Source organism: Bifidobacterium ramosum (assembly GCF_009299505.1).
Taxonomy (GTDB): domain Bacteria; phylum Actinomycetota; class Actinomycetes; order Actinomycetales; family Bifidobacteriaceae; genus Bifidobacterium; species Bifidobacterium ramosum.
Genome location: NZ_WBSM01000016.1, coordinates 19,448 through 34,174, shown reverse-complemented (window position 1 = coordinate 34,174; position 14,727 = coordinate 19,448). Strand labels below are relative to the sequence as shown.

The 14,727-nt window shown below is 64.9% G+C and carries 11 protein-coding genes; 7 read left to right on the top strand and 4 right to left on the bottom strand.

Translation table 11 applies throughout. The features are described from left to right. Nucleotides 1–472 precede the first annotated feature (472 nt). Complete coding sequence (locus DSM100688_RS11230) at nt 473–1,402, bottom strand: hypothetical protein (protein WP_152359175.1); 930 nt, start codon at nt 1,400–1,402, stop codon at nt 473–475. Between the two features lie 354 nt (nt 1,403–1,756). Between DSM100688_RS11230 and DSM100688_RS11225 the strand changes: the two genes are divergently transcribed. The 7 genes from DSM100688_RS11225 (at nt 1,757) to DSM100688_RS11190 (ending at nt 12,235) form a co-directional block, all read left to right on the top strand. Continuing rightward, a complete protein-coding gene (locus DSM100688_RS11225) occupies nt 1,757–3,151 on the top strand; it encodes an NCS2 family permease (RefSeq protein ID WP_152359174.1) in 1,395 nt (464 codons plus the stop codon). 288 nt (nt 3,152–3,439) lie between these two features. Next, a complete protein-coding gene (locus tag DSM100688_RS11220) occupies nt 3,440–4,765 on the top strand; it encodes an MFS transporter (protein WP_152359173.1) in 1,326 nt (441 codons plus the stop codon). Nucleotides 4,766–5,209: 444 nt separating this feature from the next. Further along, complete coding sequence (gene rplJ / locus DSM100688_RS11210; protein WP_033493859.1) at nt 5,210–5,731, top strand: 50S ribosomal protein L10; 522 nt, start codon at nt 5,210–5,212, stop codon at nt 5,729–5,731. 104 nt (nt 5,732–5,835) lie between these two features. Next, complete coding sequence (gene rplL, locus DSM100688_RS11205) at nt 5,836–6,219, top strand: 50S ribosomal protein L7/L12 (RefSeq protein WP_044089143.1); 384 nt, start codon at nt 5,836–5,838, stop codon at nt 6,217–6,219. Between the two features lie 313 nt (nt 6,220–6,532). Further along, nucleotides 6,533–8,143, top strand: coding sequence for a variant leucine-rich repeat-containing protein (locus tag DSM100688_RS11200; protein WP_240811864.1), 1,611 nt, complete (start codon nt 6,533–6,535; stop codon nt 8,141–8,143). A gap of 7 nt (nt 8,144–8,150) precedes the next feature. Further along, nucleotides 8,151–11,987: a helicase gene (locus tag DSM100688_RS11195; protein ID WP_239519354.1), complete on the top strand. Its 3,837-nt coding sequence runs from the start codon at nt 8,151–8,153 to the stop codon at nt 11,985–11,987. Continuing rightward, a complete protein-coding gene (locus DSM100688_RS11190; protein WP_204316664.1) occupies nt 11,984–12,235 on the top strand; it encodes a hypothetical protein in 252 nt (83 codons plus the stop codon). The genes DSM100688_RS11195 and DSM100688_RS11190 overlap by 4 nt, the downstream gene beginning before the upstream one ends. 508 nt (nt 12,236–12,743) lie before the next feature. Here the strand turns inward: DSM100688_RS11190 and DSM100688_RS11185 are convergent. From DSM100688_RS11185 to DSM100688_RS11175, 3 genes are all read right to left on the bottom strand, one after another. Further along, nucleotides 12,744–13,319, bottom strand: coding sequence for an SAF domain-containing protein (locus tag DSM100688_RS11185; RefSeq protein ID WP_163146841.1), 576 nt, complete (start codon nt 13,317–13,319; stop codon nt 12,744–12,746). A gap of 266 nt (nt 13,320–13,585) precedes the next feature. Beyond that, nucleotides 13,586–13,768 carry an FmdB family zinc ribbon protein gene (locus tag DSM100688_RS11180; protein ID WP_152359170.1) on the bottom strand — a complete coding sequence of 61 codons (183 nt, stop codon included), beginning with the start codon at nt 13,766–13,768 and terminating at the stop codon, nt 13,586–13,588. Nucleotides 13,769–13,851: 83 nt separating this feature from the next. Next, nucleotides 13,852–14,676, bottom strand: a complete 825-nt coding sequence (locus tag DSM100688_RS11175; protein ID WP_239519355.1) for a 5-formyltetrahydrofolate cyclo-ligase — start codon at nt 14,674–14,676, stop codon at nt 13,852–13,854. Nucleotides 14,677–14,727: the final 51 nt, after the last annotated feature.

Genomic DNA, 14,727 nt, shown 5'->3' with positions numbered 1-14,727 from the left:
CGCTGTGCCGTGTTGTGCTGGTCACGCGATGGCATATAAGCCGATTTTTCCATCCCGTGACCGGCCGCCGGATCGCGCGATGGAATCGTGGACGATTTTTCCATCCCGTGACCGCGTGCTGCGCGTTCTACGCTTCCTCATTCGGTCACGGGATGGCAAATGAAATGTATTTTCCATCCCGTGACCAGCCGTCGAGTCACGGGATGGAATTACAGACGATTTTTCCATCCCGTGACCTCGACGATACGTAATATATCGGTTCTCACGGTCACGCGATGGCATAATCGGTCGATTTTCCATCCCGTGACTCACGCTTCGGCCACGCGATGGCACAATGGGTCGTATTTCCATCCCGTGACCCCAATGCACACGATTCAACGGTGCAATTTGAGTGTGCACGAGTCACGCGATGGAAAAACGCGACGATTTGCCATCTCGTGACCTTCATCCACACCTACAGAGCCGTTGCGCCCTATGCCGCGCCGCAGTCATCCAATGTCAGCACCCGCGAATGCGGAACGCGCGACTCCAGCGACATCGCCACGGGCCGGAACTCGAACGTCGCGCCGCGCTCCAGCAGATATCGTGCCACTAGGAATGCGAACTCCGCCCGATGCGCCGCGTCGCGCAGACTGTCCGCGGTGATTACGATCACGATCCACCCGTGGCTGCGCAACCGCTCCCGCTTCTCCTGATCGCGCCGCCACTGCGCCTTGTCCGTCCGGTGGTGGTCGCCGTCGTATTCGACCGCGACGCGGAACCGCACCCATGCCATGTCCAGCGTCATCGCCGCGCCGGACGGGAACGTCTCGCCTGGCACCGTGTAATTCGTCAGCGGGCAGGGCATCCCGTGCCGTGTCGCGGCAAGCCGCGCGATCGTCTCCATCGGAGACGCGACATGCTCCCGAAGGTGCGGCAGCGCGCGTAGGCATGCGGTGCGTCCGGCGAATCCGCGAGTGGCGTTGATCAGCGTGATCAGTGATCGGCGGGTGTCGCGTGCATCGTGCGACCGCGCCGCCAGCACGGCATCCCCGAGTATGATCAGGTCCTCGAGGTCCACGTGCCGGGCAAGCTGCGCCCACACGTGGAACGGGTGCAGTGCGTGGACCGTGGCGGTTATGGGGATTGCGGCGCGGGGGTCGGCGGCGATCGGCCGCCACAGGTGGGACCGTAGCGATCCGTCCGACAGGTCGATGCGTTTTGCGACGGCGCTGGCGGTGCTGTGCAGTGCGGTCGCGTCGATGCCGCATTGTGTTGGTACCGGAATCTCTTGCAATTCCAGTGCGGTGGTCATGCCGAACAGGATGGATTGGTTGAGCTGCGCGGCCAGGTGTGCGCAGCGTTGCGTGGCGGTGGCTTTGCGGTCGGCGAGGGACTGTGTGAGCGTGATGGTCTGGTCCATGGGGCGACTGTAGCGGATATGCGTGGGCTGTGCAGGGCGACTGATGTGGGATGTGGATATGTGGACAAATGTGGATAACTCGCGTGATGTGCGGTACGCGTGCGATACGTGCGTGACGCACACATGACGTGCGATCCGTACACGATGCGTGCGTGACGTATGCGCGTGCGGTCGCGCTCACCATGCGGATCGCGTTCACGAAACCTCCATGACTTGTGACGGTGCTATCGTGGGCGCGTTCGACAAAACGGACGTACGGCGAGTCGCGATTCTCGCCGGGGCACGACCGTGCACCCGCCGCCGCGGGCGCGCATGCCCGGCCCCTAACAACCCATGAAAAGGAAGCAGAGATATATGGAGAAGTTCTTCCATTTGAAGGAGAACGGCACCACCGTGTCCACCGAGGTCATGGCCGGTCTGACCACGTTCTTCGCGATGAGCTACATCATCGTCGTCAACCCGCAGATCCTGAGCCAGACGGGCATGCCGTGGGGCGGCGTGTTCCTCGCCACGATCATCGCGGCCATCATCGGCACGCTCGTCATGGGCCTGTTCGCCAACGTGCCGTACGCGCAGGCCGCCGGCATGGGCCTGAACGCGTTCTTCACCTACACCGTCTGCTTCGGCCTCGGCTTCACTTGGCAGGAGACGCTGTGCATGGTGTTCCTGTGCGGTCTGATCAACATCCTCATCACCGTCACCAAGATTCGTAAGATGATTATCCAGGCGATCCCGGAGACGCTGCAGCACGCGATCGGCGGCGGCATCGGCCTGTTCGTCGCATACGTTGGCATGCTCAACGTCGGCCTGATCACCTTCACTCCGAAGGACGCGAAGACCGCCGGCAAGGGTCTCGCCACCGCCGCGACCCCGGGCCTCGCCGCATTCGACAACAAGGTGCTGTGGGTGTTCCTCATCGGCCTGTTCCTCGCGATCGTCTTCACCGTGCTCAAGGTCAAGGGCGGCATGCTGCTCGCCATCGCGATCACCACGGTCGTCGGCATCCCGTTCGGCGTGACCAACTTCGGCCAGTCCGTCTCCATCGGCGACACGTTCGCCCAGCTGCCGCAGACGTTCGGCGTGATCTTCACCGGCGCCGGCTTCCCGGCCCTGTTCTCCGACGTGGCCCGTCTGCCGCTCGTGATCGTCACGATCTTCGCGTTCTCCATGTCCGACACGTTCGACACGATCGGCACGTTCATCGGCACCGGCCGCCGCACCGGCATCTTCTCCGAGGCCGACGAGCGCGCCCTCGAGAACGGCTCCGGCTTCTCCTCGAAGATGGACAAGGCGCTGTTCGCGGATTCCATCGCCACTTCGATCGGCGCGATCTGCGGCACCTCGAACACCACCACGTACGTCGAGTCCTCCGCGGGCATCGCGGCGGGCGGCCGCACCGGCCTGACCTCCGTGGTCGTCGCGATCTGCTTCGCCCTGTCCGCGTTCCTGTCCCCGATCATCTCCGCCGTGCCGTCCGCCGCGACCGCCGGCGTGCTCGTGATCGTCGGCTGCATGATGGCCGCTTCCCTCAAGGAGATCGACTGGAACGACATCACCGAGGCGATCCCGGCGTTCTTCGCGGCCGTGTTCATGGCGTTCTCGTACTCGATCTCGTACGGCATCGCCGGCGGCTTCATCATGTACTGCATCGTGATGACCTGCAAGAAGAAGGCGAACAAGGTGCACCCGGTGATCTGGGTCGTCGCGATCCTGTTCGTGCTCGACTTCATCCTCAACGCGGTGCTGTGATCGAATGCAGTGCCGTGATCGGCTGATCATCGCCGATCGACAGCGACAGCGAGCCCATACGTGCCCTCGTCGGACGATTCCGGCGGGGGCACGTTGCGTTCACTATGTGGTCAAACCGCACCGTGATAACCAGTTATCGACCACACTCATACATCAGCACAGCGGTGTGCGACACCGCTGGCCAAAAGCCCCTGATGCGGATGTCGCATACCCGGTGCGTTTCTCGCGCGGCCGTTGCCTGAATTCATCGCCGGTCGCAATCGAAGGTATAAGAGGGGAAGACTCATCATGTCCGCATCCGCAGCCGTGTCGGCGTCGCAAGCCGCCGCCGACAAGCGCGATTCCGTGCCCGAGATCATCGCCGCGTCGATGGTCGGCACCGCCATCGAGTTCTACGACAACTACTGCTATTCCATCGCGTCCGCCAGCTACTTCGGCGCGATCTTCTTCCCGGGCGCCACCAAGGCGAACCCGGCCATCGGCACCATGCTCGCGTTCCTGACGTTCGCCGTGTCGTTCCTCGCCCGTCCGTTCGGCTCCATGCTGTTCGGCCACTTCGGCGACAAGATCGGCCGCAAGACCACGCTGGTCGTCGCGCTCATGACGATGGGCATCTCGACGTTCCTCGTCGGCTGCCTGCCCGGCTATGAGCAGCTCGGCGTGTTCTCGATCATCATTCTGTGCATCTGCCGCGCCTGCCAGGGCGTCGGCCTCGCCGGCGAATGGTCCGGCGCGGCGCTGGTCGCCACGGAGAACGCGCCGGCCAACAAGCGCGCGCTCTATGGCTCCTTCCCGAACCTCGGCGCCCCGATCGGCTTCTTCTGCGCGTACGGCCTGAACCTGCTGCTCGACACCGTGCTCGGCCCCGAGCAAATGCAGGCGTGGGGCTGGCGTATCCCGTTCCTGTGCTCCGCGGTGCTGGTCGCGATCGGCCTGTACGTGCGTCTGCACATGACCGAAACCCCGATCTTCCGTCAGGCCGAGGCCGAGGACCGCGTCGTCAAGCATCCGCTGCGCTCGCTGTTGCCGTACTGGAAGGAAGTGCTGCTTGGCACCTTCGCGATGGGCATCACCTACTCGCTGTTCTACGTGCTCGGCACGTGGTCGCTGAGCTACGGCGTGAAGGTCATGAAGCCGGCGTTCACCCAGAACGAGTACCTCGCCATGCAGATGGTGTCGGTGTTCTTCTTCGCGATCTTCATCATCATCTCCTGCCTGTACGCCGACAAGCTCGGCCGCAAGACGGTGCTCATCACCGCGACGCTGTGCACGCTCGTGTTCGGCATCTTCGCCCTGCAGTCGCTGCAGCACAACCCGTTCACCGTGATGCTGTTCCTGTGCGTCGGCTTCTGCTGCATGGGCTCGCTGTTCGGACCGTGCGGCGCGTACCTGCCTGAGCTGTTCCCGACCAGCGTGCGCTACTCCGGCGCCGGCCTGAGCTACAACCTCGCTGCGATCCTCGGTGGCGCGTTCGCCCCGACCATCGCCACCGCGCTCGTGCAGGCGACCGGCACCGTCCAGTCCGTCGGCTGGTACCTCGCCGTGATGTCCGTGCTCGCGCTCGTCGCCCTGTTCCTGATCAAGGAAAGCAAGAACAAGGACTACACGAAGTAAGTCGCGGTCGTTTTCGTACGTCACGTGCGGCTTTCCCCAACGGACATACAGCTGATTTCGGTACGTGAATCGGCTGTATGTCCGTTGTTGGGTATGGGTTTACGTACTTACGTACGGATGTATGGAGATTGCGGTGACGGCATGGTCGTTGGCGATCAGTACGAGCATGCGCGACACGCCCGGGTTTGACAGAAGTCATGACCCGGGCGTAACTTATTTCTCCGTAAACCACAGACCGTTGGTTGGGGACGCGAGTCCCACGAAGTTTGGTTCGCCAAGCCAGCGCAGGTTGAGAGATAGTCGCCCGTTCGCGGGTTGCCGTACGTCGCAAGACGAGTAGTGGCCGAATGTTGCTCTGCCTGTGTGCAGGGCTTTTTTATTGCCCTGCGGATGACATGACGCGCCAAACCGAACAGATCAACGGCCGATCTAGGAAGGAACGCCATGAAGAGGCCCGAAAAGGAAGCGGTGGTCGCTCAGCTTACGGAGCAGTTCCGTAACGCTGATGCCGTCTACCTGACCGAGTACCGCGGGCTTACCGTTCCGCAGGTTTCCGAACTGCGCGAAAAGCTAGGCCGCGATACTTCCTACACTGTGGCTAAGAACACGCTGGCGCGTATCGCCGCCAAGGAAGCGGGCATTGAGGGTCTTGACGACCTGCTCAAGGGCCCGACCGCCATCACCTTCGTGAAGGGCGACTTCATTGAGGCTGCGAAGGTCCTGCGTGACTTTGCCAAGACCAACAAGGCTCTCGTTATCTCGGGCGGCTATGCCGATGGCACCGTCTACGACGGCGAGGGTGCGACGAAGCTGGCGGACATGATGTCTCGCCCGCAGCTGCTGTCCAAGTTCGCCGGCGACCTCAAGGCCACGACCTCCAAGGCCGCGTACCTGTTCGTCGCTCTGCCGACCAAGGCCGTGCGTACCATCGACGCCCTGCGCGAGAAGCAGGAAAAGGCAGCTTGATCCCCATGCGGCTCGCCGCATGAACCATTCGGAAAAACAAACAACATTGAGACGGCGCGCCCGCACGAGCACGCAGACCGCCGCCAGAATGAAAGGAAGCCATCATGGCTAAGTACACCAACGAAGAGCTCCTGGAAGCTTTCGGTGAAATGACCCTCGTCGAGCTCTCCGAGTTCGTCAAGGCCTTCGAAGAGAAGTTCGACGTCGAGGCCGCTGCTCCGGTCGCCGCTGTCGCTGCCGCTCCGGCCGCCGGCGCTGCCGCTGAGGAAGAAGAGAAGACCGAGTTCGACGTCGTCCTGACCGCTGTCGGCGACAAGAAGATCCAGGTCATCAAGGCCGTCAAGGCCATCACCAACGCTGGCCTGGCCGACGCCAAGGCCATGGTTGACGGCGCCCCGAAGGCCATCCTCGAGAAGGCCAAGAAGGAAGACGCCGAGAAGGCCAAGGCTCAGCTGGAAGAGGCTGGCGCCACCGTCGAGCTCAAGTAATGCACGCGGGAGTGAAGCCCGCACATTACCACGCTTGCGAAACCCCGTCCGTGCTTCGGCCCGGCGGGGTTTCGTCGTATGTGCCGCGTGGTGTTCCGGCGCCCGGATCGGTCCGGTCGACCGGTCGGCTTGGTTGCGGTGCATACATACCGCCCATGTGCGAAGATTGTGGGCGAAAGTGTCGCGTCTTGTGCCGGCGTTCCGTGCAATATCGGGCGAAGCATGACACAATGGCACATAGTGTGTTTTGGAAGGACGTTTCGGAAAGGCAGGCGGCGCGGTGAGCGATGAACGGCGATCTCTCAGGTGGTTGGTGAGGGTCAAGGGCTGCGATCAGGTGAGCGTGCTGCCGTCCGAACGACTGGAGATCGGGCGCCGGCCGATTCGCCCGTTGCCTGACACCGGCATCGTGCGGTTCGAGGTGCCGGATGACACGCGTTCCATGTCGAAACGCCATGCCGTGTTCGCGGTGTCGGCCAGCGGCGACGCGACCATCTGCGATATCGGTTCCACGAACGGCACGTATATGGTGCGTGCCGACGGCACGTTGGTTCGGCTGCCCGCGCATGTGGAGTTCCCGTTGCCATCCGCGGCCGTGCGCATGCAGTTCGGCGATGTACCGGTCGATTTCATCCGTGTGGACGAGCCGGAGCCGCAGCCGAAGCCGCAGGTCACCGATCTGTTCGAGTATGCGATGGGTGATGCGAAGCCCGAGCCGGATGCGGCCGAACTGTCGGTTGACGATATTCTTGATCTGCGCGCCGGCGAGCCGACGAGCGCGTTCACCGCGAGCAGCGTGGCGAGCCGCGTGAACGAGCTGAAGATGGCGTCGTTGCGCAGCTTCATGCCGCATGTCGGCGCGCGTGAGCCGGAGGACAACGCCCTGATCGCCGATTCCATGCCGTTGACCGTGCAGCAGCAGCCGCATGAGCCGCGCGATCTGTTCGTCGACGCGTTAGCCGAGTCGTCCGAGCTGCCGCAGTTGGCCGAACCGAAGTCTTCCGTGCCGCCTGTTGCGTCCGACGAGGAGCCGGCGCAGGATGTGTCGTTCGGGTCTCCGTCGTACGTCGTGCCGAATGCGTTGAAGACCGATACGGTCGCGCCGGCGGATCGCGTGATGCCGATTTCCGTGATCGCGCATCCGGTGCGTCCGGTGCATGCCGAGGCGGAACACGTCGCGGTGTCCGACGATGGCACGTCGTCTGATGAGGGCGCGCCGGCCGATCAGTCCGCAGTCTCGTCGCAGGATATGCCGCAGGATCATACCGCGGCATCGTCGTCCGCGAATCAGGAGACCGAAGACCAGTCGACCACGGTTGTGCCGTCGGCCAGTGATCAGCCGGCCACGAATCAATCGACTGCGGATCAATCGACTGCAGATCAGCCGACTGCAGATCAGCCGACGTCGGAACCGTCCGTTGCGGCATCGTCGTCCGCATCGTCGGCCGAGCAGCCGGTCGTCCAGCCGACCGAACCGTCGTCCGACGTCCACGATCAACTGTTCCGCCCGATGACCGCCGCCGACCAGCCGGACGTCGCGCAGACCATCGCCACGCAGCAGTTCACCACCGATCAGCCGGTGCGGCAGCCGAGCGGCTACGATCAGCCCGACGCCACCGGCACGTACGCGCCGGTCTTCGAACCCGGTTCGGTGTTCGACCGCGTCGCAAAAGGCGACTTCAAGCGCCCGGAACCCAGCGTCGAAGTCGACGGGCTCACCTCCGACGAGGCGAAGCGCACCGGCGACTTCTCCGTGCAGTTCCACATGGCACGCTACCCGCAGCTCCTGCCGTTCCTCGCCATGAACCCGTCGCTGTACGACGACCTGTACGCATGGCTGTCGGCGCAGGGCAACCGCGACATCGACGCCGCGCTCGAGAACAATCCCGGATATCAGGACTACCGCAAAGCGGTAGGGAAGTGAGCCGATCATGAGCGATACCAGCGATACCAACGTTCAGCCCGAGCAGGCACAGCCCGCCGCCCAGGCCGCGCCCGCCGACACGGCGCGGCCGTCCGCAGACTCGCCGGCGACGACCCCGGAACCGCAAGCGGCGCAGACCGTACAGCCCGTCGCACAGCCGGCACCGCACGCGCCGACCGACCAGTTGGACGACATCCGCGTCTGGCGCGAACGCTACCGCGCCACGCTCGCGCCGTCGCCGCTCGAGGACATCAACCAGCTGGCGTCCAAACTCGACATGACCCACGCGCACCCCTCCGGCGTCGCGCAGCTGTTCGCCAGTGGCCACGCGCCGCTCGACGCGCTGTTCCGCGACAACGGCATGCTGCGTGCCGCCGGCCGCCGCATCGAACGCGTGCTCGACGACAAGGCCGCGAAGATGCGGCTCAGCGGCGTGGCCGAACTGTCGCTCGCCGTCGGCGTGGCCAGCTGGGACGGCAACCAGATGCCCGTGCTGCTGTATCCGGTCGAGGTCACGCAGGATGGCGACGTGGACAAGCGCACCACCGTGCGATTCACCGGCCGAGTGGAACTCAACATTGCGTTCGTCGCGGCCATGCGCGAACAGGGCATCCGGCTCACCGCCGAAGAACTGTTCGACGGGTCGAACTATGCGAACGGCACGCCCGACACGTCCGCCGTGTTCGCGCTTATCACCGACCGCGCCCGCCCAGCATTCCCCGGCTTCGACATCGAACGCCAGCTCATCCTCGGCTGCTTCGTCGACCCGTCGTCGCTCATGCTCGCCGAAAGCCAGCGCATCATCGACCGACTGGCCGCCGGATCGAGCGGCAACCAGCTGCTCGACGCGCTCGCCGGCCGCCGCGACGCGATCGACGCGCTTAAGGGCGCGCCGATGCCCGACTTCAGCCCGTTCGACGCTGATCCGCACACCGAATATGAAGTCGGCGACGTCGACAACGCGGTACGCTACGCGGCGAACATGGCCGCCTCCGGCCGCAGCCTGTTCGTCGACAGCGAGGTCGGCAAGGACACCGCCGACCAGGCAGCGGCCATCGCGTCGCGCTGCGTCATGAACGGCCGCACCGTGCTCTACGTGCCGTGCGTGGCCGAACAGAAGCGACGCTTCACGCAGACCATCCGCGCCAACGAGATGAGCGGCCAGCTGCTCGACATCGCCGGCGACCAGGTCGCCGCCAACATCGACCGTCAGCTCATCGCCGCCGTCGGCTTCCGACCGGGCGTCGCCACGTCGCGCTTCGACCAGCTCGCCGACGAACTCGTGGGCGTGCGCTCGCGCCTGACCCGCTACCTCGGCGACCTGCACGGACTCAACGAGAAATGGGGCGTGTCCGCCTACCAGACCATCCAGAACCTCGCGTCCATCGCGTCGCTGCCCACGCATCCGGCCACGCACGTGCGGCTCGTGCCGCAGACCGCGCACGCCATCGGCGGCCACCTCGACGAATGGGCGGGCAAACTGCGCCGCGCCGGCGAACTCGGCGAATTCACCATCGGCCCCGAAGACACCGTGTGGTACCACGCGTCGCTCGGCACCGAAGAAGAGGCCGTGAACGCCTACCAGCACGTCGTCGACCTGCTCAACAAGCTCCTACCGGCCACTCGCGAACAGGTGAAAAGCACTGCGCAGGTGTGCGGCTTCCCCGTGCCAAACAACGCGCACGAATGGGGACGGCAGGTCACCGTGCTCAAAAACCTGCGCCGCGTGCTCGACGTGTTCCAGCCCGAGATCTTCGAACGCGACATCGACGCGATGATCGAGGCAAGCAAGCCCAAGGCCGACCGCAAGGCCGAAGGCACGTCGATGGGCTTCTGGGAGCGTCGCCGGCACATCAAGGAAGCCAAGAGTCTGCTGCGCGTCGGTGCACAGGTCGAGAACCTGCACGAGGCGCTCAAGGTCGTGGCCAAGCAGGCCGCGCAATGGCGGCTGTTCGTGCCGCACGGCGGCTGGCCGGTGCTGCCGCCGCGCCTCGACGACATCATCGAAACGCAGGACGCGCTCGCGGCCGGCATGACCGCGCTCAACACCGTGCTCGCCACCACGCCCGCCGGCGGCAACCTCGACACCGACGACCTCAACTACGTCGAAGAGCGGCTCAAGGCGCTGTACGACGACCGCCACGCGCTCGACACGCTGCCCGAACGCTGCTGCCTCGAGCAGGAGTTCCGCACGATCGGTCTGGTCGAACTCGTCGACGACCTGCACAACCGCCGCGTGGACGTCGACGCGGTCGCCGGCGAACTGCAGCTCGCCTGGTGGACCACCGTGTTCGAGGACATCGTGCACTCGTCCGCGATCATCTCCAATCAGGACGGCTCGGTCATGCAGACCGCCGCCGACCGGTTCGCGCAGGTCGACGTCGAACACGTGCGTTCGATCGGCCCGATGGTCGCGCAGGAATCCATGCGCCGGCTGAGTGACCTGCTGTTCTCACGCACGCAGGAGGCCAACCAGCTGCACACCGTGCTGGCCGGGTCCGCGCACGCCACATTCGCGCGCGTGCATCGCGACAACCCGCAGATCATCGCCGCCGCCAAGCCGATCCTCATGGCCACGCCGGCCACGCTCGCCGCACTGACCGACGCGTCGCCGCTCGCCGACGTGGCGATCATCGACGCGGGCGCGCACATGCCGGCCATCGAACTGCTCACGATCCTCGCCCGCGCGCGGCAGGTCGTCGTGCTCGCGCACCGGCGCACTGTCACCTCGCCGTCGCTCGGCCGGCTCATCGACATGCTGCCGGGCGTCGAGGTCACGTCGCATCCGGTGCGCCGTTCGCCGCGCCTCACCGCGTTCCTCGAAACGCACGGCTACGGCACCGTGCGCCACGACGTCGCCGTCACGCAGGGCGCGGTGCGGTTCCACCGTGTCGACGGCTCCGGCGTGCCGGTCATGTCGTCCGGACTGGTCGAATCCAGCCAGCAGGAGATCGAACAGGTCGTGGCGCTCATCACCGAGCGTGCGGCCGGATTCACCATCGTGCCCGCCAGCTATGTGCTCACCGTCGTGAGCCTGACCGAGACGTTCCGCGCGCGGCTCGGCGCCGAACTCAAGGCGCTTGCCTCGCGCAACAAGGCGATGGGCCGGTTCCTGCGCCACGTGCGCATCGTGAACATCGGCGAGGTCGCGGGCGTGCAGGCCACCGACGTGATCGTGTCGGTCTGCTACGCGAAGACCACGCACGGGCGGCTGCTCCAGCAGTTCGGGCCGTTGGAGCGCGACGGCGGGCAGAACCTGCTGCTCGACGCGCTGGCGGTGGCCGATCGTAACGTCGATATCACGGCGTCGTTCTCGGCGGATGACATGGACGACGAGCGGATTCATCAGGCCGGGCCGCGCATGCTCAAGACCGTGCTGCGGTGGGCCGAGGAGCTGGATGGCGGGGCCGCGGGTGACGCTGGTATTGCTGGTGCTGGTGACGTTGACGTTGCGGCGGCAGGTGACGGATCGGATGATGCCGCTGGTATCACCGTTCCCGGTGCGTCCGGCGCGAACAACAACGTGTTGTTCGTCGATCTCGCCGACCGTCTGCGCGCCCGCGGACTCAACGTGGCCGTCGACTACGGCTTCGACCGCGGGCCGCGCATCCCGCTCGTCGTGGGCCTCAAGGACAAGCCGTTCGCGCTGGCCGTGCTCACCGACGACGTGCAGTTCATGGGCACGCAGTCGACGCGCGAACGCCACCGTCTCATCATGCAGAACCTCGCGACGCTGGGCTGGTCGGTGATGAGCGTGTGGAGCGTGGCCGCGTTCGTCAACCCCGACAAGGAGGTCGACCACATCATCGCGCGCATCGGCGAACTCTATCAGGAGGCGCGATGAGCGACGACGTTGATGGCGACGTGAAGGCCGACGACCAGGCGGGCGGTGCCGCGGCGTATGATCCGCAGCGTCGTACGCCGCGCAAGCATCGGCGCGTGGTGTTCCACGGCACTGAGCGTTTCGACGCCGACGGCGTGAAGCTCGAACCCGGCGACATGCTCACCGAGCGCCAGCGCGAGGCCGACGACGACCGGCGCATCCTCGGCGAGCTTCCCCCGCACTGGGCCATCTTCAACAACAAGCGCTAAAACGGACAACCAGCCGATTCGGGCGGCTAAAACGGCTGTATGTCCGTAGAGAAAAGAAGGTCGAATCACTAAGGAACGTCCAAGGCGCCAGTTCCCGTCCCCTCAACGGACATACAGCCGTTTTAGCCGCCCGAATCGGCTGGTTGTCCGTAGGGTTTCGGGGCGTGGCGGATCGGGACGCTTGAGGGGGATCCCCCTGCCTCGTTCCCATACGCCGCACCCCCTCAACGGACATACAGCTGATTTGGTCGGGCGAAACGACTGTATGTCCGCTGGAGGGATGGGAAATGGCGCTCGGGGACGTTTCTTGGTGCTTTAACCGTCTTTCTTTGCGGACAACCAGCCGTTTCGCCCGACCAAATCGGCTGTATGTCCGCAAAAAAGGGAGTGGCTCTGTGCGGGGGACGACACTGGAGAACGTTCCCTAGTGGTTCGGCTTTCTCTCTCAACGGACATACAGCCGATTTGGACGTTCATTTCGGCTGTATGTCCGTTAGGGGGAGAGGCGTTAGGAGGACTGCTTTGCCACGGCGACGATGGCGCCGGCTTCCTGGGAGGTCATGACGCGCAGCGCGTCCTCCGGCGGCATGGCCAGTGCGGTGAGTTCCTTGAACCGGCTCATCACCAGCGCTCGCTCAGCGAGCAAACATGATATCTCCGCATCATCATGGGCATCATCATGGGCATCATCACCCGCCGCACACCCCATCGCGGACGACAGCGACACTGTGTCGCCGACCATCAGTGCATCGACCGCACTGGCCAGCCGCACCTCGATCACCGTGAACCCGTCCGGCGTCACCGGCGACCCCCGAATCATCGCATCGAAAATCGGCTGCCCCTCGGCGATATCCACCTGCGCTATCCCGTCATCCGCAACATCCTCCATCGACGATAATGCCGTGTCCAACGCCGCGTCGGCCGGCACCTCCACCACACGAAACATGTCGCCGTTCACCGCATCGCCGCGCCGCATCGCCGTCGCCGCAACCACCACCGGCCGCGTGACCGTCGCGCCGGCCACGCACATCAGTCCCGCATACACGGCCCCGGCCGCGCAGATCGCAGCTGTCCATCGTCGCATCAGCCGCACGGTCCTGCGCCATCGCAGTCCGCCGGCTGTCGTCCGTCGTCCGTCACCCGTCCTGTGGCCGTCGCGACGACCCCGTAGCAGATCAAAAAAATCCGTCATCATGACATTCACGATGACGGATATCGATGCTCGAGCGCAAGCCGAACCGGCCTATGTGGTCGAACGGTACCGACTTATCCACAACGGTCCACAGTCCGCGATTGTGGATAATCGGTTCACCGCGCGCCCACTGCAACCGGCCGGCCCGTGGCCCCGACTCACTTCGACTTGTCGGTGCGGTAGAAGCCGCTGCCCTTGAACTCGATCGGCACGGCGGAGTACACCTTGTGCACCTGCTCTTCGCCGCACTGCGGGCACACGGTGATCGGAGCGTCGCTGAACGACTGCTGCTCGGTGAAATCATAGTTGCAGTTCTTGCAACGGTAATGGTACGTAGGCACGGTTCTTCCTCCAACGCGCGTCAGACACACTATTCAACGTCTCATTATCCTAATCGACACGCCGACAGTGCGCCGCGGATATCTCAGTCGGTTGAACGGCCGCCGCGTTCGGCCGTCGTGGCTGTGCCATTCGTCGCGACCATCCCGTCCGGCGTGAGGATCGCGTCGACCGGCACGTCGTGCGGTTCGCGGGGGAGCGGCGCGTCGCTGATCTCCCACGGCCAGCAGACGGCGACGGTGCGCGCGTCCGGCCGGCGATGCTCCAGCGCGCGGTCGTACCAGCCGCCGCCGCGGCCGAGCCGTGTGCCGGTGCGGTCGACCAGTAGCGCGGGCAGTATGATCAGCGCGGCGTCGCGCAGCGCGTCCATGCCGAGCGTCGCTGCGTCGGTGGGCTCCTGCGGACGGCGCGATGACGGACGTTGCAATGACGAACGATACGGTGCGGACGTACGGTCTGCGGGTACGGCGGCCGTACTGCCAACGTGTGCGGGATCGCCAACGTGCGCAGTACTGTCAACGTGTGCAGGACCGGACGATGCGGCCGCGTTGCCGTCCAACGTCACCGCATGCAGTTCGTCGAGCGACGTCAACGCGCCCCAGCCGACGTCCAATCCGCGTCCCAGCTTCGGCACGATCACGCGATATCCGGCGTCCAACAGCCACCGCAGCAACGGTGCCGTCGGGATCTCGCTGCCCATCGACACGTACGCCGCCACGGTCGCGCCCGGCGTGAGTCCGTTCGTGATCGCCGCCGCTGCCTGCGCCAACTGTTCTCCGGCCCGCGCGCGCTCGTCGGCCGGCACCTGCTTGCGTCGCGCGATCGTGGCACGGCGCAACGTCCGCTTGTCGGTACTGCCGCCAGTACCGGAGTCGTCGTGCGTCGTGTGTTCCGTTACTGCATTCATCATGGCTACCGGTTGTACCATTGCGCGGTTTCGAACGAATGTCGGCGGTCCGAC